The following is a 23,634-nucleotide window of genomic DNA, read 5'->3' as shown; positions in this document are numbered from 1 at the left end:
GGAATTCCAGCATGTTCAGCGCCTACAGCCCCCGTGCAGCCAACGCTTATCAGCGCATCAATGTAGAGACCAGCATGCACACGATCGACCAGCACCAGCTGGTCAGCCTGTTGTATGAAGGGGTTCTCAATTCCATCGCCACGGCACGTGGCGCCATGGCACGCGGCGACGTGCTGGGCAAGGTCAACGCCATCTCCAAGGCGGTGCGCATCCTCGAAGAGGGGCTGAGCACCTCGCTCGACAAGGTGGACGGCGGCGAGCTGGCCGAAAACCTGGGCGCGCTGTATGACTACTGCATCCGCCGCCTGATCCTGGCCAACGCCCGCAACGACGACGCGATGATGCAAGAGGTCATGCGCCTGATCGAGCCCGTGGCCCTGGGATGGAACGACATCAAGAAAACGGGCGCCAGCTCTTCGACCGAAACGCCTGCCTCCGGCCAACCGGTGCTGATGGAGGCCTGAACCATGTCCCACATGCTGATTGATTACTACAAGGCGATCGAAGACAGCAGCTCCAAGATGCTGGAGGCTGCCAGGCTCAAGGATTGGGACGGCGTGGTGCGCTACGAAGGTGCCTGCGCCGTGCTGATCGAGCAACTGCGCTTCAAGTCGCAAGAGCACGAGCTCTTGCCCGAGCACCGCCGGGAAAAGACCCGCATCATGCAGCGCATCCTGCGCAACGACGCCCAGATCCGCTGCCTGGCCGAGCCCTGGCTGGCGCAGTTCGAACATCTTTTTGAAGGCCAGCCGCAGATGATGCACTGAGGCGTGCACCGAGAGCTTCAAGACAAAGCCGATCCAGTGAGGTCGGTTTTTTTATGGGTGAAATAGGGATCTACCGCTTGTTTATAAAGCGCAAGCAGCTATTAAATTAATAGCAAACTGTGGATTTTGGAGTCGGTACCCCACCGTTGTTGGCGAGGCCTGCAAAGGGAAGGCGGCCGTCCCGGAGCATGGACGTCGTCCCCTGTTGATGATAAAAAATGCCTCCAGCGCTTACCCACTAAGCGCAACCAGCTACGAAATCAGGAGTGGTTGCGGGTCTCGATTGTCCGATACCGGCACGCCCTAGGCGAGAGATGCCGAGCAAGGGCCGCCCCGCAGCGAGGGCATCGTCCCCTTGCCCACAGCGCGCAGCGCTGTGAGAGCGAGGGGAAGCGGCGCAGCCGCTCAGGGGAGTGTCACTATTACACCTGCATGTTCATGATGTCGGTGTAGGCCTGCACCATGCGGTTGCGCACGTGCAGCGTGGCCTGAAAGCCGATCTGGGCCTTCTGGATGGCCACCATGGTTTCTTCCAGGCTCACCGAGGGGTTTTCCAGCTGAACCTCCCGTTGCAGCCCAGACGAGTGGTTTTGTGCCGCGCTCACCGATTGCAGCGCGCCTTTGAGGGCGCCTGAAAAACCCACTTCATTGCTGCCCGTGTCTTGCGGCGCTGCAGCACGGCGCGCCAGGCCTGCGCCCGAGAGGGGGGCGGTAGAGCTTGAGATGCGAAGGTCCATGGCTGTATCCGTAGGGAATGGCGGTATGCTGCGTATCCTAGCCACCGCCCCGGCACCCATCGCTTTGAATTGATGGTCAAACGGGCGGCTTATCCAGCGAACATGGTGCGGGCGTGACCGAATAATCGACACCACGCTAGGTCTGTTGCAGGACCTGCTTTACTGGAAAAGCAAGATGTCTGCTGTTGCTGAAGTCCCTCTCAATTCGCTCCCGACGGCGGCCAGCCCCAACTGGCTGCAGCGGCTGTCCGCCCTCGATCGGGCGAAGCGCATGCGGCTGGGCTTGGGCGTGGTGCTGCTGGTGGCCGTTGCCGTGGCGGCTGTCGTCATGGGGCGCCAGTCCGACTACCGGGTGCTGTTTGCCAATCTGAACGACAAGGATGGCGGCGCCATCGTGGCCCAGCTGTCGCAGATGAATGTGCCCTACAAACACGCCGAAGGCGGCGGCGCCATTCTGATTCCAGCGGACCGTGTGCACGATGTTCGCCTGCGTTTGGCCACCCAGGGCTTGCCCAAGGGCTCGGTGGCCGGGTTTGAGCTGATGGAGTCCAGCAAGTTCGGGATGACGCAGTTCCAGGAGCGCCTGAACTTTCAGCGCGGCTTGGAGGGTGAGCTGACCCGCTCCATTCAGGCGCTGTCGTCCGTGCAGGGCGCGCGGGTGCACTTGGCGCTTCCCAATCAAAACGGGTTTTTTCGCGAACAGCAAAAACCTTCGGCCTCGGTGCTGGTGAGCCTGCACCCCGGCCGCGTGCTTGATCGTGCCCAGCTGGCCGGCATCGTGCACCTGGTCGCATCCAGTGTGCCGGATCTCGCTCCGTCCGCCGTCAGCGTGCTGGACGACACCGGCAAGCTGCTGTCCCAAGCGCCCGACAGTGCCGCCGGGGCCGAGGTCAATGCGCAGCAACTGCTGTACGTGCAGCAGATCGAGCAGCAGTACACCCGCCGCATCATGGACATCCTGGAGCCCGTGGTGGGCCGCGACAACGTCAAGGCGCAGGTCACTGCCGAAGTGGACTTCACGCAGACGGAGTCCACATCCGAGCAGTTCCGACCCAACCAGACGCCCGACTCCAGCGCGATCCGCAGCCAGCAGGTGATGGAGAGCCGGGGCAGCTCCAACAAAACCGCCACCGGTGTTCCTGGCGCGGTGGCCAACCAGCCGCCCGCCCCCTCTGCCGCGCCCATCAACGGCGCCAACCCTGCGCCCAATGCAGGCGGCCAGCAGGGAGCGGCCGAAGAGCAGACGAACAAGCGCGAATCGACCACCAACTATGAAGTGGACAAGACCGTGCGTGTCACGCGGGGCAGCACCGGCGCCGTCAAGCGCCTGAGCGCGGCGGTGGTGGTGAACTACCAATCCCTTGAAGACAAGGGCAAGACGGTGACCAAGGCGCTCACGCCCGAGCAGATCGAGCAGATGACGGCACTGGTGCGTGAAACCATTGGCTTTAACAAGGAACGGGGTGACTCGGTCAACCTGATGAACACGCCGTTCCAGGTCACGGTGGCGCCATCTACGGATGTTCCGCTGTGGAAGCAACCCGAGGCGATCGACCTGGCCAAGACTTTTGCATGGCCGGTGGGCGCGGTTCTGTTTGCTGCGCTGGTGCTGCTGGGCCTGGTGCGGCCTGCCCTCAAGGGCGCGGCACCGGCCACGTCCAAGGCGGGCGCTGCACCTGCCGCCGGTGGCCAGCTGGATGCCCTGGAGGCCGAAACGCCCGAGCGCCCCGCGCTGCCCGCACCGTCCAAGAAGGACGAAATGGTGCCCGCGACGCCCGAGCAATTGCGCCTGGACGATGCGCGGGTGCTCGCCAAGGAAAATCCAGTGGCCGTGGCCAACATTCTCAAGAGCTGGCTGAACGGCGACCCCGCCTAGCCCCCGACTGCACGGACCACCACCATGGACGACCAAGGCCTCAACGATGCCGCCATCATGCTGATGTCTCTCGGCGAAGAGGAAGCGGCCGAAGTATTCAAGCATTTCTCGCCCAAAGAGGTGCAGAAGCTGGGCGAAACCATCGCGCGCATGCGCTCGGTGTCGCGCGAGAAGGTGGACGCAGTCATCAACAGATTCTCTAGCGAGGCCGCCGCGCAAAGCCTGCTGGTGTCGGACACGGGCAACTATGTGCGCGCCGTGCTCAAGCGCGCTTTGGGCGACGACAAGGCCGGGCTGCTGATCGACCGCATCCTGCAGGGCGGGGACGTCTCGGGCATCGAAAGCCTCAAGTGGATGGACCCGTTGTCCGTGGCCGAATTGCTGCGCAACGAGCACCCTCAGATCGTCGCGGCGATTCTGGTGCACCTGGACAGCGACCAGGCGTCCGGCATCCTGATGCACCTGACAGACCGCCAGCGCAGCGAAATTTTGTTGCGCGTGGCCACGCTCGAAGGCATCCAGCCCACCGCCCTCAAGGACCTCAACGAGGTGTTGTTCAAGGTGTTGGCCGGTGGCGACAAGATCCGCAAGAGCTCGCTGGGAGGCGTCAAGGCCGCCGCCGAAATCATCAACCTGCTGGGTGGCAACATGGACGCCGTGGTGCTCGAATCCATCCGGGGCTACGACCCGGACCTGGCCCAGAAGATCATGGACAAGATGTTCGTGTTCGAGGACGTGCTCAAGCTCGACAACGCCGCCATCCAGACCGTGCTCAAGGAAGTGGCGTCCGAAACCCTCATCGTGGCACTCAAGGGCGCGGTGCCCGAGCTGCGCGAGAAGTTCCTGTCGAACATGTCCTCGCGTGCGGCCGAAGCGCTGCGCGAAGACCTCGAATCCCGTGGCCCGATGCGCCTGTCCGAAGTGGAAGCGCAGCAGAAGGAAATCCTGAAGACGATCCGACGCCTGTCCGACGAAGGCCAGATCGTCGTTGGAGGCGGTGGTGACGATGCCTTCGTCTAACCAGCGCTCCTACTCGCGCTTCATCCCCAGCGAGGAAGTCGGCGATTTCACGCAGTGGAAGTTTGGAGCGATGGACGGCTCCGACCTGGTCGATCCCGATCCGGAACCTGCTGCCGAAATCCCCGCCGAGATGAGCGAGGCTGAGCAACAGGCGCTGCAGCAGCAGGCCCTGGATGATGCCCATGCCGAGGGCTTTGCCCAGGGGCAGGCGCAGACAGCGCTGGAGTGGCAGCGCCGCATGGACGACTACATTGCCCAACAGGGGCACGATGCGGCGCAGCGCATGAAAGGGGTGTTTCAGACCCTGGACGCGAGTCTGATCGACATGCAGCAGCAGATGGCGCAGCAATTGCTGGAGCTGGCCTGCGACATTGCACGCCAGGTGGTGCGCCAGGAGCTGTCCGTCAACCCCAATGCCCTGCAACCCGTGGTGCGCGAGGCTGTGGGCATGCTCGTCGCCGAGGGGCGGCCCGCCACGGTGCGTCTGAACCCCAAGGACATGGAAGCCATGGCACAGCCCCTGCGCGAAGAGATCGACGCGCCGGGCGTGCAGTGGCTGGCCGATGCTGCAGTGCCCGCTGGGGGCTGCCTGGTGGAGTCTGCGGGAACGGTGGTGGACGGCAGCCTGGACAAGCGGTGGCAGCGCGCCATTGCGGCGCTGGGCCTTCAATCGCCGTGGAACGACGAAGGCGAAGGCGATGACCGTTGAGACCCCCTCCGCCTGGACGCGCTTCATGGACGACGCGCGCGAACGCGTGGCCGAGGAGGCGCCGCTGGAGACACGCGGCACGCTTACCCGGCTGACCGGACTGGTGCTGGAGGCTGTGGGTATCCGCGTGCCGGTGGGTTCCCAGTGCATGGTGCAGATGCCGGGGCATGCGCCGGTGCTGGCCGAGGTGGTGGGTTTTTCGGCCGATCGCGCTTTCCTGATGCCTGCGGGCGACATCCACGGCCTGTCCAGCGGCGCCAGCGTGGTTCCCGCCGCGCCTTACATTCCCATGCCCCGCCTGGGCGAGCCGCCACGGCCCGTGCAGCGCGCAGGCGTGTTGCGGCTGCCCATGGGCGATGGCTTGCTGGGGCGCGTGGTGGATGCCCAGGGCCTGCCCTTGGACCATGGCGGCCCCGTGCAGGACGTGGTGGTCGAATCCATGGGGCGCCGGCAGATCAACGCCATGGACCGTGACCCGGTCCGCGAGCCTTTGGACACGGGCGTGCGTGCCATCAATGCCCTGCTGACTGTGGGGCGCGGCCAGCGCCTGGGCCTGTTTGCGGGCTCTGGCGTGGGCAAGAGCGTGTTGCTGGGCATGATGGCCCGATACACCCAGGCGGACGTGATCGTGGTTGGGCTCATCGGCGAGCGGGGCCGCGAGGTCAAGGAGTTCGTGGAAGACATCCTGGGCGAGGAGGGTCGCGCACGCTCGGTGGTGGTGGCGGCCCCTGCCGATGCACCGCCGCTTTTGCGTATGCAGGGCGCGGCCTACGCCACGGCCGTGGCCGAGCATTTCCGCGATAAGGGTCAGCATGTGCTGCTGCTCATGGATTCGCTCACCCGCTATGCGATGGCCCAGCGCGAAATCGCGCTCGCCATTGGCGAGCCGCCGGCCACCAAGGGCTATCCCCCGTCGTGTTTTGCCAAGCTGCCGCAGTTGGTAGAGCGCAGCGGCAACGGCCTGCATGGGGTGGGGTCAATCACGGCCTTCTACACCGTGCTGTCGGAGGGCGATGACCAACAGGACCCTATTGCCGATGCGGCGCGCGCCATCTTGGACGGGCACATCGTGTTGTCGCGGGCGCTGGCGGAGACGGGGCACTTCCCCGCCATCGACATCGAGCAATCGGCATCGCGGGTGATGCACAACGTGGTTTCGCGCGGGCATTTCGATCTGGCGCGGCGGTTTCGCGCCGTGTACTCGCGTTACCAGAAAAGCCGTGACCTGGTGCAGGTGGGTGCGTACATGAGCGGCTCCGACCCCGCACTGGACGAGGCCATCCGCCTGCAGCCGGAGATGGCGGGCTTTCTGCAGCAGGACATGTTCGAGGCAGCGTCCATGGACCAGAGCGTGGCAGCCATGGCATCGGTCCTGGACCATTGAATTTGATCGGCCCCTTGCCATGTCCAGCCTGAACTCTCTTGCCGTTGCTGTGGATGTCGCGCTGCGCAAGCGGGACGCGGCGCGCAAGGTGCTGCAGGACGCGCTGGCCGCGCAGCAGGCGGCGCGCGCACAGCTGGATCAACTGGAAGACTACGCCCGTGAAACCGAGTCCCGCTGGGGGATGAAGGCCGACACGGCGATGCAGCCCGAGGTGATGTACCACCACTACCAGTTCATGAACCGCCTGGGCCACGCAGCCAGCATCCAGACGGGTGTGGTGGGCGACCAGGCGGGTCGGGTGGAGGGTGCCCAGCGCGCGCTGCTGGAGGCTGAGTTGCGTCTCACCAGCCTGCGCAAGGTTGTGGACAAGCGGCGCCAGGACCAGGAGCTCCAGCAGATGCGCAGGGAACAGAAACAGACCGACGAACGGGCCGCGATGCAGTACCGCAACGCGGGCCAGGGCTCTCAGGGCCAGGAGTATTGAGCATGGAACAGGCAAAAATTTCTTCTTCTTCTCCTTCTTCACAGGGCACCCAGGCGACCCATGCCTCACGTGCCAAGGCGTCTGCTCAGCAAGGGGTGGATGCGGCTGGCGATGCTGCAGCGCAGGGAGGGTTTCTCGCGCTGCTGGCTGCGTTGGACGGCCTGCCCGAGGGCGGTGGCATGGCCGAGGCATTGAGCTCGGACCTGCCCCCAGCGGATATGGCCGCCGATGCTGCTGTCGATGCGGCTGCCGTTGCCGCTTGGCAAGGTCTGTTTGCGCGAGTGCCTGGCGATGTGACGACAGAGGTGGCGCGGCAAGGCGGCGGGATGCTGCAGCCGGGGACGGCCGCCAACGGCGTATTGGGAGGAGGGGGGCAGACGGGCGGTGTTTTTGGGCCCTCTTCCGCGTTGAACGAAATGGTGTGGGGCGGCATGCCCCAGGGGTTGGTGGCCGAGACCGCCAAGCTCGATGCTTCGCAGGACCTCCAAGGCGGGCCGGTTCAAGGCGCGGTGGCGGGGTTTGGCCGGAACTTTTCGCGCATGCAAAGTGCCCAGGCTCTGCGGGCCGATGGGGCTCTGGGCGGCGGTGCAGCCTTGGGGCAGTCAGTTGCAGCGGAGTCCACGCAACGCCTGTCCACGGCCCATGGCGCTGCCGCGGCGCTGGCCCAGGCTGCGAGCGAGCGCCCAGCCGTGGGCTTGCAGGCTGCGGGCGCAGTCGCAGAGCGCGGAGCGGGCGCGCCGGGCGGCCCCTTGGGCGCAGAGTTGAGCCCGTTGCTGGCCGAGAACGCGCTGGCCGAGGTTGCATCCGTTCGGGGGGGCGAGCCTTCTGGCGGTGGCCGGGCGGGCGAGGGGCAGGCCGGAGGAAGTGCATGGGCCGATGGTGGGGGCGGAGCACCTGCGCTCGAAGCCGGGAACATCGACGATGCCACCCTGTTTGCCGATCCGGGCTCTGCAGGGGCGGAAGAGCAGGTGGCCGACCAGGTGGCTTATTGGGTGAATCAGAAGACCCAGAACGCGGAGCTGACGCTCAATCGCGATGGCCAGCCCGTGGAGGTCTCCGTGTCCTTGTCCGGCAACGAGGCGCATGTGTCGTTCCGCAGTGACCAGGCGCAGACCCGTGAACTGCTCGATCAGAGCATGGCCCAGTTGCGGGATCTGCTGCGCAGCGAGGGGCTGGTGCTCTCGGGCATGTCGGTCGGCACTTCGGCGCAGGATGGCGGCGATAAAAGGGGTGGCGACGAAGGGCAATCCCGCAACCGCGAGGGCGCCCGCCAGGCGCGGGTGCTGTCGAGTGCGCCTGCGGGTACTGCATCCCTCGCGCGAAGCGGCGGTGGGGCAGAGCGCGCCGTGGACATCTTTGTGTGAATTTGCTGCGGGCGGCGCCGTCTTTCGGCCGCCGCCTGCTTCCGCGCATCAGGGCGCGAGCGTGGTGAAAGCCATGGTTTTGGGCTTTTATTCTGGCTATTATTGGTTGCACCTCCGCCCAATAATGGGTCATCCGGCTTTGTGTGCACTTTGAGAGCGTACGCACGGCCTGCTCCCTACCGCAAGGAACCTCCATCGTGTCAGCCAATCCCCCTGCAGCGGCTCCGGCCAAGAGCAAAAAGATGCTCATCATCATCATCGGTGTCGTGGTGGCGGTGCTGGTGATTGGGGGCGGCGCGGCGGCTTGGTTTTTGAACAAACGGGCGCATGCGGACGATGAAGAGGGCGGTGCGCCTGCGGCCCACAAGGAGGCGCCCAAGACCCCTCCCACTTTCCTTCCCCTGGAAAACATGGTGGTCAATCTGTCGGATCCGGGCGGCGACCGCTTTGCCCAGATAGGTATCACCCTGGAGCTGGAAGACGCCAAGACCGCCGAGCAGGTCAAGCTGTACCTGCCTTCCATTCGCAGTGGCATCCTGATGCTGGTGTCCCAACGCACGTCAGCCGAGCTGCTGTTGCGCGAAGGCAAGGAGAAGCTGGCCGTCGACATCCGGCGCGAAGTCTCCCGCCCCCTGGGGTTTTCGGTGTCTACCGAGCGTGAACGCCCGCGGGCGGCGGAAGCTGAACACGATGGCGATGCGGAAGACCGCCCCGCCCCGCGCAAGCGTACCGAGCGCAACCCGGTGCTCCGTGTGCTCTTCTCCAGTTTCATCATTCAGTGAACCGGGCAAGGACCAGCCATGAGTGATTCATTTCTTTCGCAGGAAGAGGTCGATGCCCTTCTGGAAGGGGTCACTGGCGAAAGCCAGAAGTCGGTCGAGGAGGTGGCCGAGGCGGGGGCTGTCCGCAACTACGACATCTCCAGCCAGGAGCGCATTGTCCGTGGCCGCATGCCGACGATGGAAATCGTCAACGAGCGGTTTGCGCGCAATTTCCGCATCGGGCTCTTCAACTTCATCCGGCGCAGCCCCGAGATTTCGGTGGGAACCGTGTCCGTGCAGCGGTACAGCGCCTTTTTGCGCGAGCTGGCCGTTCCGACGAACTTCAACATCGTGGCGATTCGCCCCTTGCGCGGCAGCGGGCTCATCGTGTGCGAGCCATCGCTCGTGTTCGGCATCATCGACACGCTGTACGGCGGGGTGGGGAAATTCCAGACCCGGATCGAAGGGCGTGATTTCTCGCCCACCGAGCAGCGGGTCATTAACCGCCTGGTGGATGTGATTTGTACGGAATACAAAAAGGCGTGGCAGGGGATCTACCCGCTGGAGCTGGACTACCAGCGGTCAGAAATGCAGCCGCAGTTTGCCAACATCGCCACGCCCAGTGAAATTGTGGTGTCTACGGCGTTTCAGCTGGAGATCGGTGATTTGTCGGGGGCTATTCATATCTGCATGCCCTATGCCACCCTGGAGCCGATCCGCGACGTGCTGTATTCGTCCACGCAGGGCGATTCCATCGAGGTGGACCGCCGCTGGGTGCGGGTGCTGACCCGCGAGATCCAGGCGGCCGAAGTGACGCTGGTGGCAGAGCTGGCGCGGGCCGATGCGACGGTCGAGCAGCTGCTGGCCATGAAGCCCGGTGATTTCATCGAACTCGATCGTGAGCCACGCATCCGTGCCTCCATCGGTGGGGTTCCTATTTTTGAGTGCCAGTACGGAACCCACAATTCCAAGTACGCCATTCGTATCGAAGAATGCCTGCGCAATGCGGACATGAGCTGGCTGGGAGAAAAAGATGTCAACTGAAGAAGAGAACAAGGAAAACAAGGACGGCGCCGCGGAAGACCCGTTTGCTGGCTGGGCCGAGGCGCTGGAAGAGCAAAAAAGCACCGAGGGCAAGCCGGAAGATGGCGAGCAGGGGGGGCCTTTGTCGGGTGAGCCCGTCCGTCCGTTTTCTGGCGGAGGGGATGCTGGCACCGTCAACGACATCAACATGGTGCTGGACATTCCGGTCCAGTTGTCGGTGGAGCTGGGGCGCACCAAGGTGCCTATCAAATACATCCTCCAGTTGGCGCAAGGCTCGGTGGTGGAGCTCGATGCACTGGCGGGCGAGCCCATGGATGTGCTCGTCAACGGCTACCTCATCGCCCAAGGCGAGGTGGTGGTGGTGAATGACAAATTCGGTATCCGTCTCACGGACGTGGTGACGCCTTCCGAACGCCTGCGCAGGGTGAGCCGTGGATAGTGGCAGCATGACCCAAACCCTGATCGTGGTGGTGCTCTTCGTGGGCGCCATGGCGGCACTTCCGTGGCTGATTCGGCGCATGCGGCTTCACCAGGCCGCCAGCGGATTGGCGGCGGGCACGGCTTCGCGTGTGGTGTCTGCCGTAGCGGTGGGGCCGCAGCAGCGCGTGGTCACTGTGGAGGTGGGGCCTGAGCACGCGCGGGTGTGGCTGGTTCTGGGCGTGACGGTCCAGCAGGTGACTTGCCTGCATGTACTGCCTGCAGCGCCGCAAGCAGCGACGGCCGCCGTGCCGGGCGTGCCGTCCTTTGCCAAAGAGATGGCGACTGCGGCGGCCAGTGGCGAGCCGGCAAAGGCATCATCCCATGGCTGACGGATTCCCCGCACTGGCCTCGCGGCGCGGGTGGTGGGCGCCTGGGCGGCCATGGCTGCTGGCGGTCGCCGTGGGGTTGCTGGGGTTGGGCGTTCAGGGCACCGCCTTCGCGCAGGCCGCAGGGGGCTTGCCCTTGGTGGTGGGTAGCGGGCCTTCGGGGACCAGTTACTCGGTGCCTATCCAGACGCTGCTGTTTTTCACGGCGCTGTCCTTCCTACCCGCCATTTTGCTCATGATGACGGGTTTCACGCGCATCGTGATCGTGCTGTCGCTGCTGCGCCAGGCGCTGGGGACGCAGTCCGCGCCGCCCAACCAGGTCATCATCGGCCTGTCGTTGTTTTTGACGTTTTTTGTGATGGGCCCTACCCTGGACCGGGTGTACCAGGAAGCGTATGTGCCCTACACCAACAACACCATCACCTTTGAGCAGGCGCTGGACAAAGCCGAGGCGCCCATGCGCAGCTTCATGCTCAAACAGACCCGGCAGTCCGACTTCGCCTTGTTTTCCCGTCTGGCCCGGCTTGATCCGAGCGTGACCGCCGAAACCGCGCCGATCCGCGTGCTGGTTCCGGCCTTTGTGACCAGCGAGCTGAAGTCCGCGTTCCAGATCGGGTTCATGATCTTCATCCCCTTTCTGGTGATCGACATGGTGGTGTCGAGCATCCTGATGTCTTTGGGCATGATGATGCTGTCACCCGTGCTGGTGGCGCTGCCTTTCAAGCTCATGCTGTTTGTGCTGGCCGATGGCTGGAACCTGTTGATTGGCTCTTTGGCGGCCAGCTTTGTAACCTGAAGGAGTCTGCAATGACCTCGCAAATGGTGCTGACCATCGGGCGCGATGCGCTGACCCTGCTGTTGATGATTTCCATGCCGGTGCTGGGGGTCGTCATGGCGGTGGGGCTGATTGTGAGTATTTTCCAGGCGGTCACGCAGATTCATGAAGCCACCTTGGCTTTTGTTCCCAAGCTGATTGCCGCCATGGTGGTGTTTGCCATCGCCGGGCCGTGGATGCTGAGTACGCTGGTGGATTTCATCCGCCGAACCATCGAGTCCATTCCGTCGATGATTGGTTAGGTTTTTGGATAAAAATATGCCTCTAGCGCTTATCCATTAAGCGCAAGAAGCTATGATTTGTATAGCAAATTGGCGCCATGATTACCTTTAGTGAAGCGCAGATCATGGCCTGGCTCTCTCCGATCCTTTGGCCCTTTTTGCGGGTCTTGGCCATGTTCTCCGTGGCTCCGGTGTTCTCGATGCGCGTGGTGCCGATGCGCGTGAAGATCGGGCTGGCCTTTCTGGTGGCCTTGTGCGCCCAAGGGGTGCTGGTGGACCAGCCAGTCATCAGCGTCAATGGCCGCGAAGCCCTCGGTGCCGTGGCGCAGCAGGTGGCGGTGGGGTTGGCCATCGGTTTTTCTGTGCGGCTCGTGTTTGCAGCCGTGGAGCTGGCGGGCGAAATCATCGGATTGCAGATGGGGCTCAATTTCGCCTCGTTCTTTGATCCCGCCTCCAATGCGCAGATCAGCGCCGTGGCCCGCTTCTTTGGGCACATGGCCATGCTGCTGTTCATTGTGATCAACGGCCATCTGCTGGTCTTGATGGCGGTTGTGAAGAGCTTTGACCGGTTTCCCGTCAACGGCAATTTTTTGCAAGCACTGGGGCAGATGCGGCTGTATGAGTTGGGGGCATCGGTTTTTTCCAGCGCGCTCTGGATTGCGATGCCCATGATTGCGTTGTTGCTGTTCGTCAACCTGACGATGGGCATCATCTCCAGGGTGGCTCCCCAGATGAACATCTATGCGGTGGGGTTCCCGGTCACGCTCACGGTGGGGATGCTGGGCATTGCCGCGACCCTGCCGATGTTGGAGCAGCCTGTCTTGGCGTTGATGCAACAGGCGGTGGACTTGTTCGCGGCGCAGCGATAACAGCGCACGGGGCGGGCTGAATGGCTCAATCCGTTTCTCAATCGATCGAGCACGCGTAGCACGGCAAGCGAAGCCGACAAAGTCATCGGTTGATTGAGAAATGGAATCAGACCAGCTGATTGCGAATGGCGTACACCGTGAGCTCGGCGTTGTTGGACAGCTTCAGTTTTTCCAGCACGCGCGAGCGGTACACGCTCACGGTCTTGGGGCTCAGCATCAGCTCTTCGGCAATATCCGACAGGCGGCGCCCGGAGGCAATTTTCACCAGCGTCTGTAGTTCTCGCTCGGAGAGTGCGGTGTGCGGGGCTTCTGGCGTGGGCTGGGCCAGGCTGTCTGCCAGCAACTGGGCCACTTCCGCGGTCAGGTATTTGCGGCCCTGCATGGTTGTGCGCACGGCGGCAATCAACTCGACCGGATCTCCGGCCTTGTTGACATAGCCTTGTGCCCCGGCTTTGAGGCAGCGCAGCGCGTACTGGTCCTCGGGGTACATGGAAACCACCAAGACCTTGATGGTGGAGTGTGTTTCCCGCAGGCTGGCGAGCACTTCCAGGCCGCTGCGGCCGGGCATGTTCAGGTCGAGCAGCAGGACATCGCAGGTGACGGTCCGCAGGATTTCGCGCAGTTCAGAGTAGCCGCCTGCTTCTCCGGTGACCTGAATGTCGTGTGCTTCGGCCAATGTGTCGCGTATCCCGCGCCGCAAAACGGCATGGTCATCGCACAAGACCACATGAATCACGGCGCATCTCCTTGGGCTGGTGGTGATGGAGATGGTAGCGGGACGGACAGGATGACGGATGTTCCCTTGCCGGGCTGGCTGCTGATATCGAGCCACCCCCCTACGGTGCGCGCGCGCTCTTGCAGGCCCTTGAGTCCGAAGGCTTTGGGCCTGTCCAGCAGGCCGGGTGCGATGCCATGCCCGTTGTCCGCGACTTCCAGGGTCAGCACGCCCTCTTTGTCAGAGAGTTCGATGTCCACCTTGGCGGGCTGGGCATGCTTCGAAATGTTGGTGAGCGCCTCCTGTGCCGTGCGGTAGGCGACTAACTGGATGTCTGACGGGATATGAAGGGTGTCGCTGCTGCTCTGAAGCCGGGTGAGCACGCCTGTGCGGCGTTCAAAGCCGGCCGCGAGCCATTGGACGGCCGCCACCAGACCCTGTTCCAGAATGGGGGGGCGCAAGTCCATCATGATGCGTTGGCTGGCCCCGATGGCGTGTTGCAGCATGTCGGCGGCAGATGCGGCGTGGTCTTGCATCGCCGGGTTGGTGCTGTGGCGTCCGATCCACGCCACATCAAAACGCACGGCCGCCAACGCGCCGCCGATGTCATCGTGGATTTCCCGCGCGATGGAGGCACGTTCCTGCTCGATCGAGGTCTGAAGGTGCTCGGTGAGTTCCGCCAGCCGGCGCTGGGATATCTCTAGTTCAATGACAGCCAATTCGCGCGCTCGCCGCGCCTCGTGCACCTCCAGCGCGCGTGCAATCACATGCGGCAGCCGCTGGATATCGTCCTTGAGCAGATAGTCCGCCACACCCAGGCGCATCGCATCCACTGCGGCGGCTTCTCCGATGGCGCCCGACAACAGAATAAACGGTGGGTGCTGAGGCTTTTGCGCCACATGTGACCAGGCATCCAGCGCCGTGAACCCCGGCAGGCGGTAATCTGCCAGGATGATGTCGAACGACTCGGAGTTGGTCAGTCGCTGGAATTCAGGGAGCGTATCCACCTGCCGCAAGTGGCAGTGGAGCCCAGACCGCCGCAACGTACGTGCCGCGAGTTCGTGGTCGGCCAGCGAATCTTCAAGATGCAGAATTTCAAGGGTCTGGTCTGAGGTTGCAATGACCATAGGAGCGCTATCATAGGATACAAATTGGAACAAACAAGGGTGTTTGTCCCGTTGGGCTGGTTTCAGCGTCGGCGTTCAATGGGCGCGGACGTTACGGTGTGTGCAAAGCCTGAAAGTCTTTGACGCATGTATCGTAGTTCTGTGTTTTTGCGTGCTTTGCTGCTGCGTGCTGCGATGGAGAAACGATGCAATCTACGCTAACAACGCCTGGAGGACCTGTTGTCCAGGTCCCCGTCATGGTTGCAGCGGAACTGCAGGATTCGTTGTTGGTGGTGATGCACGACCTGCACCGCCTGGAAGGGCTGTTGAATCACGCCACGGACAATCTGCTGGAGCGCTTTGGCGAAGCGAACGCGGTGTTGACGGATGCGGTGGTCGCCGAGTCCCCGGAGCTCGTGGCTGCGCGAGCTGCCTTGCGCAGTGCTGTGACCGAGTTGCAGTTTCAGGACATGGCATCCCAGTTGATTTGGCACACCACAAAGGTCCTGCAGGGATGTGCCTTTCGTCTTGCGTCCGAAGCCATGGGACAAGAAGAAGGTGAGGAGGCGGCACCTTTTGCCGAGATGGCGCCAGACAGGCCAAACCCTGTCACGCAAAGCGAGATGGACGCAGGTTCGGTGGACCTATTTTGACCTTCACATCCTTGGTTAGCCTATATATTCAAGTCAGTTGGAGCCATACATGCAATCGATCCTTGCCGTAGATGATTCACCTTCCATGCGAAAAATGGTGTCGTTCACCCTTACCGGGGCCGGCTACCACGTCGTGGAGGCCGTGGATGGGCAAGATGCCCTCGAAAAAGCCGAGACGCACAACATTGATCTGGTGCTGGCTGACCAGAACATGCCCCGGCTCGATGGCATTGGCCTGACCCGCAAACTGCGCGAACACCCCAAGTTCAAGACAACCCCCATTTTGATACTGACCACGGAATCGAGTGATCAGATGAAGCAGGCCGGGCGCACTGCGGGTGCGACGGGTTGGCTGGTGAAACCGTTTGACCCCAATCGCTTGATCGAAGTCATCCAAAAAGTGATCCGTTAAGCCGGGTTGATTGACTGAGACCATCCAGTACACAGGAGCCCACCATGGCGGAAAGCTACCAAGAAGGATCGGGTGCAGGCGCTGACTTCGACCTGAGCCAGTTCTATCAGATATTTTTCGAGGAAGCGGGCGAGAACCTCGACCAGATGGAGCAGATGCTTCTGGATCTGGACCTGAGCAGCGCCAACGACGAAGAGCTCAACGGCATCTTCCGCTGCGCCCATTCCATCAAAGGGGGCTCCGCCACCTTCGGATTCTCGGATGTGGCGGAACTGACGCACCAGATGGAATCGCTGCTGGACCGCCTGCGCCGCCATGAACTGCAGCCGATTCCCCAGATGGTGGACGTGTTGCTGGAGTCCGCCGATGCGTCGCGCAGTCTTCTGGCCCGACACCAGGCCGGGGGGCAGGGCGAGGCCGTTTCGACCACCTCGTTGGTTCGTCGCATCAGTGACCTGGCTGCGGGCCTGGTGCCTGGCGATGCACCGGCGGTGGCCGCGCCGCCCCCACCAGCACCGCCTCCTCCCGCTGTAGCGGCAGCCCCTACCCCCAAGCCCGCGGCGCCCGTTGCCGGACAAGCCCGCCAGCTCGAAATCCAGATCGGTCCAATGGACCGGCCTGCACAGGCGGATGCCATCAAGGAGCTGTTTCGCGACATCCCAGGCTTGGGAAGTATCCGGGACCTGGAGGCGACCCAACCCCAAACGCGCCTCTTTGCGGTGGAGACCACGTCCACGAACGACGATCTGATGGACCTGTTTGCCTTCCATGTGTCCAAGGAGCAGGTGCTCATTCGCGATGCGGGTGCCGCAGAAGGTAGTGCAGACGCTCAGCAAGTGGATGACGAGGCCACCTTGGTGGTTGACGTGAGCGGCGCTGAGGCCCCCTACGGATTTTTCAGCGATGCCCCTGGTGCCCCGTCTGAGGAGACATCGCCGGCTGCTGTCGCTGCGCCCACCCTGGCCCCGAAGGCGGCTGCGCCCAAGGCCGCCGAGCCCAAGGCCGCAACACAGGCACAGATGGAGTCCACGACCATCCGCGTGGATGTGAAGAAGGTCGATCAGCTCATCAACCTGGTGGGCGAGCTGGTGATCACACAGGCCATGTTGGCGCAGAACAGCCGTGGGCTGGACGCCGGGGCCTACCAGCAACTGCTGGCCGGGCTGGCCGATCTGGACCGCAACACACGGGACCTGCAAGAGTCCGTGATGTCGATCCGCATGATTCCGATGTCCATCGTGTTCAGCCGCTTCCCGCGCATGCTGCGCGACCTGGCCAACAAGCTGGGCAAGAAGGTGGAACTGGTGACCCTGGGTGAAGCCACCGAACTGGACAAGGGACTGGTCGAGAAGATTACCGACCCGCTGACCCATCTGGTGCGCAACAGTTGCGACCATGGCATCGAGATGCCCGCGGACCGCCTGGCCAAGGGCAAGTCCGAGCAAGGAACCATCACGCTGTCGGCTTCTCACCAGGGCGGCTCGATCGTGATCGAGGTGCGCGATGACGGCCGAGGCCTTTCGCGCGAAAAAATCTTGAGCAAGGCCCAGGAGCGAGGCATTGAAGTGTCAGAGCAGATGAGTGATGCCGATGTGTGGCAACTGATCTTTGCACCGGGCTTTTCCACGGCGGATGAGGTCACCGATGTGTCTGGCCGGGGTGTGGGCATGGACGTGGTCAAGCGCAATATCGCGGCGCTCAATGGGTCGGTGGAGATCGATTCCGCCGAGGGCTATGGGATGAAGGTGTCTGTGCGCCTGCCGCTGACGCTGGCGATCATGGACGGCATGTCCGTGGGGGTGGACGAAGAGGTGTACATCTTGCCGTTGTCCTCCGTGGTCGAATCGTTCCAGGTCAATGCCGACGACGTGAGCACGGTTGCGCAAGGTTCTCAATTGGTGAAGGTGCGCGACGAGTACATGCCCGTGATTGCCCTGGAAAAAATCTTCCAGGTGCCGCGTTTCGACATGAACAAATCCAGCAACATCATGGTGGTGGTGGAAGCGGACGGTAGCCGCGTGGCGCTGTTGGTCGATGAGCTTTTGGGCCAGCACCAGGTGGTTGTCAAAAACCTGGAGTCGAACTATCGAAAGGTTCCCAACGTGTCGGGCGCCACCATTTTGGGCGACGGCACGGTGGCCTTGATTCTGGACACGGGCGGTCTGGTGCGCCGGGCACGCCACTAGGTTCAAGCGTCTGGGCCCGCGGGGCTCGGCGCTGCAATGAAAGGAGAATGCACCATGAGTGTGATTGGGAAGACAGCAGACACTGCGCCATCGGGTGCACGTGAATATCTGACATTCCGCCTTGATCAGGAAGAGTACGGCATCGACATCCTGAAGGTGCAGGAAATTCGGGGCTACGAGCCTCCAACGCGAATTGCCAACGCCCCCGACTTCATCAAGGGTGTGGTGAATCTGCGTGGCACGATCGTCCCTATCGTGGACATGCGCATCAAGTTCAACTGTGCGCAGGCCGACTACAACAGCTTCACCGTTGTCATCATTCTGAACCTGCGCAATCGGGTGGTTGGCATCGTGGTGGACTCCGTCAGTGATGTGATGGAGCTGCCACCCGAGAGCATTCGTTCGGCCCCTGACATCGAAAGCGCGATCGACAACAGCTGCATCCTGGGGCTGGGATCGGTGGGCGAGCGCATGCTTATCCTGCTGGACATTGAGAAGCTCATGTCGAGCGTGGACATGGGATTGGTGACTGCCAACGAATAGGAGTCGGGCGCAGCGGTCAACGGCCATTGGCCAATGGTGGCCCAGGCACATGCCAGGTTGCAGGCGAGGCTTGCGAACCTCTTGGAGCGAACAGGATTTCCCTTCGGACGATCAATATGGCCCACACCACCACTGCTTCTGCACCAGTCCGGGCTGGCTCGTCGAGAATAGACCCGGCGTCCGCTGCTGCGGAGGCCCCTTCCGGGCCTTTGGCACAGGGGCGTGAATTTGTCTGGACCAACGCGGATTTCGCCCGGGTTCAGGCGCTGATTTATCAGCGCGCGGGCATCAGCCTGCACGACGGAAAGCATGCCATGGTGTACAGCCGCCTTTCTCGGCGGCTGCGGGATACCGGGTACACCAGCTTTCACGACTATCTTGGCTGGCTCGAAACGCACGACGGGCCTGAGTGGCAGGAGTTCGTGAATGCGCTCACCACCAATCTCACGGCCTTCTTTCGCGAGCAGCACCATTTTGAGATATTTGCATCGCATCTGCGCTCCAAGCCCTCTGCGAACTGGAAGGTCTGGTGCAACGCGGCATCCACAGGGGAGGAGCCGTACTCGATCGTCATGACGGCTTTCGAGGCGCTCGGCTCCCACGCTTCGTTCAAGCTCACCGCCAGTGACATTGATTCACGGGTGCTGGCTACCGCCGCTCAGGGGGTATACCGGCTTGATGGCCTGAAGGGGATTAGCCCCGAGCGTCTGCAGAAGTCTTTCTTGCGTGGCAAGGGTGGCAATGCCGGGATGGTGCGCGTCAAGCCCGAGTTACGGCATGCGATTGACTTCATGAGCGTGAATCTCATTCGCGACGACTGGCCCTTCAAAGAGCCCTTTGATGTGGTGTTCTGCCGCAACGTGATGATTTATTTCGACGCGCCCACCCAGCGCAAGGTGCTGGAGCGGATCCACCGGGTTCTCAAGCCGGGTGGGGTGCTGTTTGTCGGGCATGCCGAGAACTTCAGCGAATCCCGCGATCTGTTCACCTTGCGTGGTAAGACGGTGTACGAGCGCCGCTGACCCGTCCATGCTGCCTTGTCAAAAGCGCCCATGACCAACATTCCAGCAGGCATTTCATCCGCCATGACTAACTCAACGCCCGGCGCTCCGGAGCGCCGCCGCGCACCGCGTATTGCGCCCCTGAGTGCCGACATCTATTCGGCCGGTGCAGCCCCAGCGCGCGAGTCATCCCTGCAGGAGCTCAAGGCGCACAGCCGCAAGCCGGGTGAGGCGTCGTTTTTCTATCTCGACCACCATTTCCAGCACAACGCCGTGAAGGTTTTGCCGGGCGAGTATTTCGTGGCGGACGAAAACATGGTCATCATGACCGTGCTAGGGTCCTGCATTGCGGCCTGCCTTTGGGACAGCCGCGCTCACATCGGGGGCATGAACCATTTCATGCTGCCCGATGGCGACCTGGCCGATGCGTCGGGACGCTATGGTTCCTACGCGATGGAGCTGTTGATCAACGAGATGCTGAAGCTCGGGGCCCGTCGTGAGACCATGCAAGCCAAGATTTTTGGCGGAGCGCAAGTGATGCACAACTTCACCACGATGAACGTTGGCGAGCGGAACACCAATTTTGTGCTGAACTACCTGAATACCGAGCGGATTCCCATCGTCTCCGAGGATGTGCTGGACATCTATCCGCGCAAGGTGGTTTTTTTTCCGGTGACCGGGAAAGCCATGGTCAAGCGCCTGGCCCATGCGCATCCAGAAACGCTGGTGGCCCAGGAAGTGCGTGGCAATGCCGCCACGGTGGCCAAGACCACTGCCGGTGGTTCCGTTGATCTATTCTGAGGAAGGCTGGAGTTAATGAGCAGGAAAATCCGGGTGGTCGTGGTGGACGATTCGGCGCTGGTCCGCAGTCTGCTGTCCGAGATCATCAACCGGCAGCGCGACATGGAGTGCATTGGCTCGGCCAATGACCCATTGGTGGCGCGCGAGATGATTCGAGAGCTGAATCCGGATGTCATCACGCTGGATGTCGAGATGCCACGCATGGATGGCATCGATTTTCTCGGGCGGCTCATGCGGCTGCGCCCCATGCCCGTGGTGATGATCTCTACGCTGACCGAGCGCGGCGCGGAGGTCACGATGAAGGCGCTGGAGCTGGGAGCGATCGACTTTGTTGCCAAGCCGCGCGTTGGCTTGGCGAGTGGGCTCAATGAGCTTGCCGCCCAGATTGTGGAGAAAATCCGGGTGGCGGCGGTCGCACAGGTTCGCCGTGCTCCTGTGCGGGAGACTGCATCGGCAGGCGGTGGTGCGGCACAAACAACGCCTCCCGTTTCGGCGTTGCTGGGCCGTCTGTCCACCGAAAAGCTGATCTGCATTGGCGCCTCCACGGGAGGCACGGAAGCGATCAAGGAGGTGCTGGTCCAGATGCCGGCGGATTCGCCCGCCATCGTGATCACCCAGCACATGCCCCCCGGTTTCACCACGAGTTTTGCCGCCCGTTTGAACGGGTTGTGCCAGATCACGGTCAAGGAGGCGGTCAATGGCGAGCGCATTTTGCCCGGCCATGCCTACATTGCGCCGGGTGGTACGCAGTTTCATGTGGCCCGCAGCGGCGCCAACTATGTGGCCGTGGTGGACGATGGCCCACCCGTCAATCGCCACAAGCCCTCCGTCGAGGTGCTCTTCAAATCCGCCGCTGCGGTGGTGGGGCGCAATGCGTTTGGCATCATGCTCACGGGCATGGGCAACGATGGCGCAGCAGCGATGCGCGAGATGAAAAATGCGGGCAGCTACAACTATGTGCAAGATGAGGCGACCTGCATTGTGTTTGGCATGCCGCGCGAGGCCATTGCCCATGGCGCCGCAGACGAAGTGCTACCGCTGGGTCAAATCGCGCCCGCGCTGATCACGCGTCTGCGCGGAGCGACGGACCGGTTGCACCATCGCATCTGAACCCGGTTTTGCTGTGTGTGCGGCGGGGCTCGTTTTGCGCCCCCCCCGCCGTAGCACTTCTCGCAGATATCCAATCACCGGGATGTCAGGCAGACAGTGTCGTCCAGCGCTCCAGTGCAGTCATAAGTTCCTCATCAATGGCGGCGGCCCGGGTGGTCATCTCCGCAGCGCGAACAGGATCCTTGCCAAAAAGAGTGCCGTCCGCCAGCGCTTCCTGTAGTGCCTGTTGCTCCACTTCCAGAGTTGTGATCTGGGCGGGAAGCTGATCAAGCTCGCGCTGCTCTTTGTAGCTCAGCTTCTTTTTTGATAGCTGCTCGCGCTTATCTGACGGGCGCTGAGGCTCATTTTTATCCAAATTGGCGGTGCTAGAAGGTGTTGACGTACCAGCAGATGCACTGCTGAGCGCCTTGCTGCGCTTGGATTGCAACAACCAATCCTGCACGCCGCCTTCGTACTCGCGCCAGAGCCCATCGCCTTCGAAGGCGATGGTGCTGGTCACGACGTTGTCGAGGAACGTCCGATCGTGGCTGACCAGGAACACAGTGCCCTCGTAGTTTTCCAGCAGCTCCTCCAGCAGGTCCAGGGTGTCGATGTCCAGATCGTTGGTGGGCTCGTCCAGAACGAGGACGTTGGCGGGACGTGCAAACAGCCGAGCGAGCAAAAGCCGGTTGCGTTCGCCACCAGACAGGGATCGAACGGGTGAGTGCGCACGGGCAGGGGAGAAAAGGAAGTCGCTCAGATAGCTCTTGACGTGTTTGCGCTGGTTACCGATCTCGATCCACTCGCTGCCAGGGCTGATGAAGTCCTCCAGCGTGGCATCGAGATTGACGGCATGGCGCATTTGGTCGAAATAAGCCACCTGCAGATTCGCGCCCTGGCGGATGGTGCCTTTGTCGGCAGCCAACTCACCCAGAATCATCTTGAGCAGAGTCGTCTTGCCCGCTCCATTGGGACCGATCAGACCCACCTTGTCACCCCGAAGAATGGTGCCGGTGAAGTTCTGAACGATGGTCTTGTCGCCAAAGGACTTGCTGACACCTGTCAGCTCGGCCACGATCTTGCCCTGATAACCATTGGATCCGCCCGTTGCCACGTCCATGCGGACGCTGCCCACCACGTCGCGGCGAGCCTCCCGGCGGGCGCGCAGTTGTTCCAGGCGGCTGATGCGGCTTTGGCTTCGGGTGCGCCTGGCTTCCACGCCCCTGCGAATCCAGACTTCCTCTTGGGCCAGCAGTTTGTCGGCCTTGGCCGCAATCACGGCTTCCTGGGCCAGTTGTTCTTCCTTTTGTATCTGGTATTGGGCGAAGTTGCCTGGATACGAGCGCAGTTGCCCCCGGTCCAACTCGACGATCCGTGTGGCAACGCGGTCCAGGAAGGCCCGGTCATGCGTGATCGTGATGACACTTCCTGGAAAATCCAGAAGAAGATCTTCCAGCCATTCAATCGAATCCAAGTCCAAATGGTTGGTGGGCTCATCCAGCAGCAGCACATCGGGCCGTGCCACCAAGGCTTGCGCCAGCGCAACCCGCTTCTTGGTGCCGCCGGACAATGTGCCGACGATCGCTTCGGGGTCAAGATGCAAACGCTGCAGGGTTTCTTCTACACGCTGCTCCCAGTTCCAGGCGTCATAGGCTTCGATCTCGGATTGCAACGCGTCCAGGTCCAGCCCTTCCGCGCCAGAAAGATATTGGTCACGGATGCCGATCACCCGCTGTAGGCCTTCAGACGCAGCTTTGAAGATGGTGGCGGCGGGGTCCAGTGATGGTTCTTGTGCCACAAAGGCAATGCGCACCCCTTGCTGCACCTGAAGTGAGCCATCGTCTGGCTTTGCAAGACCCCCCAGAATTCTGAGAAGCGATGACTTGCCTGCGCCATTGCGGCCAATCAGGCCAACCCGTTCAGTGGTTTCCAGAGAAAAGCCGGCGTGGTCCAGCAGTGCGACGTGCCCAAATGCGAGTTGAGCGTCCAGTAGGGTGATAAGTGCCATAGGAGCAGGATTATCGATGGCGAGCGCTTGGTGGCCGACTGCGACGGTGATTCAAGACTCCAAGTGCACTTGCAGGCGGGTTCCGGATGTGGGAGCGAGGCTGTGTAGCGTTTCTATTCGTCGATGCGCTGGAAGCAGCAGTGGCGGCGCAGCGCGGCTGAGCATCGGTATTTCAGGCGAACCTCTTCCTTTGGCCATTCAAACCATGCTATAGTCGAGGGCTTCGCTTCTGAGAGGTGCTGG

Annotated in this window: 26 protein-coding genes; 22 read left to right on the top strand and 4 right to left on the bottom strand. The window is 62.3% G+C overall.

Annotated features, from left to right (window positions below; all coding sequences use genetic code 11):
* The first annotated feature begins 11 nt into the window (after positions 1–11).
* Together fliS and Q0105_RS00880 are read left to right on the top strand one after the other, a co-directional pair.
* Positions 12–464 (top strand): flagellar export chaperone FliS, encoded by a 453-nt coding sequence (gene fliS / locus Q0105_RS00885; RefSeq protein WP_298207793.1) that lies wholly within the window; start codon positions 12–14, stop codon positions 462–464.
* Between the two features lie 3 nt (positions 465–467).
* A complete protein-coding gene (locus tag Q0105_RS00880) occupies positions 468–767 on the top strand; it encodes a flagellar protein FliT (protein WP_298207792.1) in 300 nt (99 codons plus the stop codon).
* Between the two features lie 422 nt (positions 768–1,189).
* Here Q0105_RS00880 and fliE read toward each other — a convergent pair whose 3' ends face one another.
* On the bottom strand, positions 1,190–1,504 hold the full coding sequence (fliE, locus tag Q0105_RS00875; protein WP_298207791.1) for a flagellar hook-basal body complex protein FliE: 315 nt from the start codon (positions 1,502–1,504) through the stop codon (positions 1,190–1,192).
* Between the two features lie 175 nt (positions 1,505–1,679).
* On the opposite strand from fliE, the gene fliF reads away from it, so the two are divergent.
* The 13 genes from fliF (at position 1,680) to fliR (ending at position 12,877) form a co-directional block, all read left to right on the top strand.
* Positions 1,680–3,380: a flagellar basal-body MS-ring/collar protein FliF gene (gene fliF / locus Q0105_RS00870; RefSeq protein WP_298207790.1), complete on the top strand. Its 1,701-nt coding sequence runs from the start codon at positions 1,680–1,682 to the stop codon at positions 3,378–3,380.
* 24 nt (positions 3,381–3,404) lie between these two features.
* A complete protein-coding gene (gene fliG / locus Q0105_RS00865; protein ID WP_298207789.1) occupies positions 3,405–4,400 on the top strand; it encodes a flagellar motor switch protein FliG in 996 nt (331 codons plus the stop codon).
* Entirely contained in the window at positions 4,387–5,109 is a 723-nt protein-coding gene (locus tag Q0105_RS00860) for a flagellar assembly protein FliH (RefSeq protein WP_298207788.1), read from the top strand. Before fliG ends, Q0105_RS00860 begins: the two co-directional genes overlap by 14 nt.
* Positions 5,099–6,493 (top strand): flagellar protein export ATPase FliI, encoded by a 1,395-nt coding sequence (fliI, locus tag Q0105_RS00855; protein ID WP_298207787.1) that lies wholly within the window; start codon positions 5,099–5,101, stop codon positions 6,491–6,493. Before Q0105_RS00860 ends, fliI begins: the two co-directional genes overlap by 11 nt.
* Before the next feature lie 19 nt (positions 6,494–6,512).
* Positions 6,513–6,977, top strand: coding sequence for a flagellar export protein FliJ (gene fliJ, locus Q0105_RS00850; protein ID WP_298207786.1), 465 nt, complete (start codon positions 6,513–6,515; stop codon positions 6,975–6,977).
* 2 nt (positions 6,978–6,979) lie between these two features.
* Positions 6,980–8,341: a flagellar hook-length control protein FliK gene (locus Q0105_RS00845; RefSeq protein WP_298207785.1), complete on the top strand. Its 1,362-nt coding sequence runs from the start codon at positions 6,980–6,982 to the stop codon at positions 8,339–8,341.
* 242 nt (positions 8,342–8,583) lie between these two features.
* Positions 8,584–9,123, top strand: coding sequence for a flagellar basal body-associated FliL family protein (locus Q0105_RS00840; protein WP_298207783.1), 540 nt, complete (start codon positions 8,584–8,586; stop codon positions 9,121–9,123).
* An 18-nt stretch (positions 9,124–9,141) separates the two neighbouring features.
* Positions 9,142–10,146, top strand: coding sequence for a flagellar motor switch protein FliM (gene fliM / locus Q0105_RS00835; protein WP_298207781.1), 1,005 nt, complete (start codon positions 9,142–9,144; stop codon positions 10,144–10,146).
* Positions 10,136–10,585 (top strand): flagellar motor switch protein FliN, encoded by a 450-nt coding sequence (gene fliN / locus Q0105_RS00830; protein WP_298207779.1) that lies wholly within the window; start codon positions 10,136–10,138, stop codon positions 10,583–10,585. The genes fliM and fliN overlap by 11 nt, the downstream gene beginning before the upstream one ends.
* Before the next feature lie 7 nt (positions 10,586–10,592).
* Positions 10,593–10,955 (top strand): flagellar biosynthetic protein FliO, encoded by a 363-nt coding sequence (locus tag Q0105_RS00825; RefSeq protein ID WP_298207778.1) that lies wholly within the window; start codon positions 10,593–10,595, stop codon positions 10,953–10,955.
* Positions 10,948–11,748, top strand: coding sequence for a flagellar type III secretion system pore protein FliP (gene fliP / locus Q0105_RS00820; RefSeq protein WP_298207775.1), 801 nt, complete (start codon positions 10,948–10,950; stop codon positions 11,746–11,748). Before Q0105_RS00825 ends, fliP begins: the two co-directional genes overlap by 8 nt.
* 11 nt (positions 11,749–11,759) lie before the next feature.
* Positions 11,760–12,029 (top strand): flagellar biosynthesis protein FliQ, encoded by a 270-nt coding sequence (gene fliQ / locus Q0105_RS00815; RefSeq protein WP_010466018.1) that lies wholly within the window; start codon positions 11,760–11,762, stop codon positions 12,027–12,029.
* Positions 12,030–12,106: 77 nt separating this feature from the next.
* Positions 12,107–12,877, top strand: a complete 771-nt coding sequence (gene fliR, locus Q0105_RS00810) for a flagellar biosynthetic protein FliR (RefSeq protein WP_298207771.1) — start codon at positions 12,107–12,109, stop codon at positions 12,875–12,877.
* A 106-nt stretch (positions 12,878–12,983) separates the two neighbouring features.
* Here fliR and Q0105_RS00805 read toward each other — a convergent pair whose 3' ends face one another.
* Together Q0105_RS00805 and Q0105_RS00800 are read right to left on the bottom strand one after the other, a co-directional pair.
* Positions 12,984–13,613, bottom strand: coding sequence for a response regulator transcription factor (locus Q0105_RS00805; RefSeq protein WP_298207769.1), 630 nt, complete (start codon positions 13,611–13,613; stop codon positions 12,984–12,986).
* Positions 13,610–14,719, bottom strand: coding sequence for an ATP-binding protein (locus Q0105_RS00800; protein WP_298207767.1), 1,110 nt, complete (start codon positions 14,717–14,719; stop codon positions 13,610–13,612). The genes Q0105_RS00805 and Q0105_RS00800 overlap by 4 nt, the downstream gene beginning before the upstream one ends.
* Before the next feature lie 185 nt (positions 14,720–14,904).
* Between Q0105_RS00800 and Q0105_RS00795 the strand changes: the two genes are divergently transcribed.
* The 7 genes from Q0105_RS00795 to Q0105_RS00765 all read left to right on the top strand — a co-directional run bounded on the left by Q0105_RS00795 (position 14,905) and on the right by Q0105_RS00765 (position 21,404).
* A complete protein-coding gene (locus tag Q0105_RS00795) occupies positions 14,905–15,351 on the top strand; it encodes a hypothetical protein (protein ID WP_298207765.1) in 447 nt (148 codons plus the stop codon).
* A gap of 49 nt (positions 15,352–15,400) precedes the next feature.
* A complete protein-coding gene (locus Q0105_RS00790; protein WP_298207763.1) occupies positions 15,401–15,763 on the top strand; it encodes a response regulator in 363 nt (120 codons plus the stop codon).
* 44 nt (positions 15,764–15,807) lie between these two features.
* Positions 15,808–17,949, top strand: coding sequence for a chemotaxis protein CheW (locus Q0105_RS00785; RefSeq protein ID WP_298207761.1), 2,142 nt, complete (start codon positions 15,808–15,810; stop codon positions 17,947–17,949).
* A gap of 54 nt (positions 17,950–18,003) precedes the next feature.
* Positions 18,004–18,492: a chemotaxis protein CheW gene (locus Q0105_RS00780; protein ID WP_298207759.1), complete on the top strand. Its 489-nt coding sequence runs from the start codon at positions 18,004–18,006 to the stop codon at positions 18,490–18,492.
* A 116-nt stretch (positions 18,493–18,608) separates the two neighbouring features.
* A complete protein-coding gene (locus tag Q0105_RS00775; RefSeq protein ID WP_298207757.1) occupies positions 18,609–19,514 on the top strand; it encodes a CheR family methyltransferase in 906 nt (301 codons plus the stop codon).
* A gap of 30 nt (positions 19,515–19,544) precedes the next feature.
* A complete protein-coding gene (gene cheD, locus Q0105_RS00770; protein WP_298207755.1) occupies positions 19,545–20,294 on the top strand; it encodes a chemoreceptor glutamine deamidase CheD in 750 nt (249 codons plus the stop codon).
* A gap of 15 nt (positions 20,295–20,309) precedes the next feature.
* Complete coding sequence (locus Q0105_RS00765; RefSeq protein WP_298207753.1) at positions 20,310–21,404, top strand: chemotaxis response regulator protein-glutamate methylesterase; 1,095 nt, start codon at positions 20,310–20,312, stop codon at positions 21,402–21,404.
* A gap of 85 nt (positions 21,405–21,489) precedes the next feature.
* On the opposite strand, the gene Q0105_RS00760 is transcribed toward Q0105_RS00765, so the two are convergent.
* On the bottom strand, positions 21,490–23,391 hold the full coding sequence (locus Q0105_RS00760) for an ATP-binding cassette domain-containing protein (protein ID WP_298207751.1): 1,902 nt from the start codon (positions 23,389–23,391) through the stop codon (positions 21,490–21,492).
* Positions 23,392–23,634: the final 243 nt, after the last annotated feature.

Source organism: Acidovorax sp. (genome assembly GCF_027492855.1).
Lineage (GTDB): Bacteria > Pseudomonadota > Gammaproteobacteria > Burkholderiales > Burkholderiaceae_C > Acidovorax.
Note: the sequence above shows the minus strand (reverse complement) of the source record. Positions and strands in the feature narration are given on the sequence as shown.

Excerpts from the sequence above, each read along its gene's own strand:
- fliS (WP_298207793.1), top strand. The coding sequence starts at position 12 with ATGTTCAGCGCCTACAGCCCCCGTGCAGCCAACGCTTATCAGCGCATC.
- Q0105_RS00880 (WP_298207792.1), top strand. The coding sequence starts at position 468 with ATGTCCCACATGCTGATTGATTACTACAAGGCGATCGAAGACAGCAGC.
- fliE (WP_298207791.1), bottom strand. The coding sequence starts at position 1,504 with ATGGACCTTCGCATCTCAAGCTCTACCGCCCCCCTCTCGGGCGCAGGC.
- fliF (WP_298207790.1), top strand. The coding sequence starts at position 1,680 with ATGTCTGCTGTTGCTGAAGTCCCTCTCAATTCGCTCCCGACGGCGGCC.
- fliG (WP_298207789.1), top strand. The coding sequence starts at position 3,405 with ATGGACGACCAAGGCCTCAACGATGCCGCCATCATGCTGATGTCTCTC.
- Q0105_RS00860 (WP_298207788.1), top strand. The coding sequence starts at position 4,387 with ATGCCTTCGTCTAACCAGCGCTCCTACTCGCGCTTCATCCCCAGCGAG.
- fliI (WP_298207787.1), top strand. The coding sequence starts at position 5,099 with ATGACCGTTGAGACCCCCTCCGCCTGGACGCGCTTCATGGACGACGCG.
- fliJ (WP_298207786.1), top strand. The coding sequence starts at position 6,513 with ATGTCCAGCCTGAACTCTCTTGCCGTTGCTGTGGATGTCGCGCTGCGC.
- Q0105_RS00845 (WP_298207785.1), top strand. The coding sequence starts at position 6,980 with ATGGAACAGGCAAAAATTTCTTCTTCTTCTCCTTCTTCACAGGGCACC.
- Q0105_RS00840 (WP_298207783.1), top strand. The coding sequence starts at position 8,584 with ATGCTCATCATCATCATCGGTGTCGTGGTGGCGGTGCTGGTGATTGGG.
- fliM (WP_298207781.1), top strand. The coding sequence starts at position 9,142 with ATGAGTGATTCATTTCTTTCGCAGGAAGAGGTCGATGCCCTTCTGGAA.
- fliN (WP_298207779.1), top strand. The coding sequence starts at position 10,136 with ATGTCAACTGAAGAAGAGAACAAGGAAAACAAGGACGGCGCCGCGGAA.
- Q0105_RS00825 (WP_298207778.1), top strand. The coding sequence starts at position 10,593 with ATGACCCAAACCCTGATCGTGGTGGTGCTCTTCGTGGGCGCCATGGCG.
- fliP (WP_298207775.1), top strand. The coding sequence starts at position 10,948 with ATGGCTGACGGATTCCCCGCACTGGCCTCGCGGCGCGGGTGGTGGGCG.
- fliQ (WP_010466018.1), top strand. The coding sequence starts at position 11,760 with ATGACCTCGCAAATGGTGCTGACCATCGGGCGCGATGCGCTGACCCTG.
- fliR (WP_298207771.1), top strand. The coding sequence starts at position 12,107 with ATGATTACCTTTAGTGAAGCGCAGATCATGGCCTGGCTCTCTCCGATC.
- Q0105_RS00800 (WP_298207767.1), bottom strand. The coding sequence starts at position 14,719 with ATGGTCATTGCAACCTCAGACCAGACCCTTGAAATTCTGCATCTTGAA.
- Q0105_RS00795 (WP_298207765.1), top strand. The coding sequence starts at position 14,905 with ATGCAATCTACGCTAACAACGCCTGGAGGACCTGTTGTCCAGGTCCCC.
- Q0105_RS00790 (WP_298207763.1), top strand. The coding sequence starts at position 15,401 with ATGCAATCGATCCTTGCCGTAGATGATTCACCTTCCATGCGAAAAATG.
- Q0105_RS00785 (WP_298207761.1), top strand. The coding sequence starts at position 15,808 with ATGGCGGAAAGCTACCAAGAAGGATCGGGTGCAGGCGCTGACTTCGAC.
- Q0105_RS00780 (WP_298207759.1), top strand. The coding sequence starts at position 18,004 with ATGAGTGTGATTGGGAAGACAGCAGACACTGCGCCATCGGGTGCACGT.
- Q0105_RS00775 (WP_298207757.1), top strand. The coding sequence starts at position 18,609 with ATGGCCCACACCACCACTGCTTCTGCACCAGTCCGGGCTGGCTCGTCG.
- cheD (WP_298207755.1), top strand. The coding sequence starts at position 19,545 with ATGACCAACATTCCAGCAGGCATTTCATCCGCCATGACTAACTCAACG.
- Q0105_RS00765 (WP_298207753.1), top strand. The coding sequence starts at position 20,310 with ATGAGCAGGAAAATCCGGGTGGTCGTGGTGGACGATTCGGCGCTGGTC.
- Q0105_RS00760 (WP_298207751.1), bottom strand. The coding sequence starts at position 23,391 with ATGGCACTTATCACCCTACTGGACGCTCAACTCGCATTTGGGCACGTC.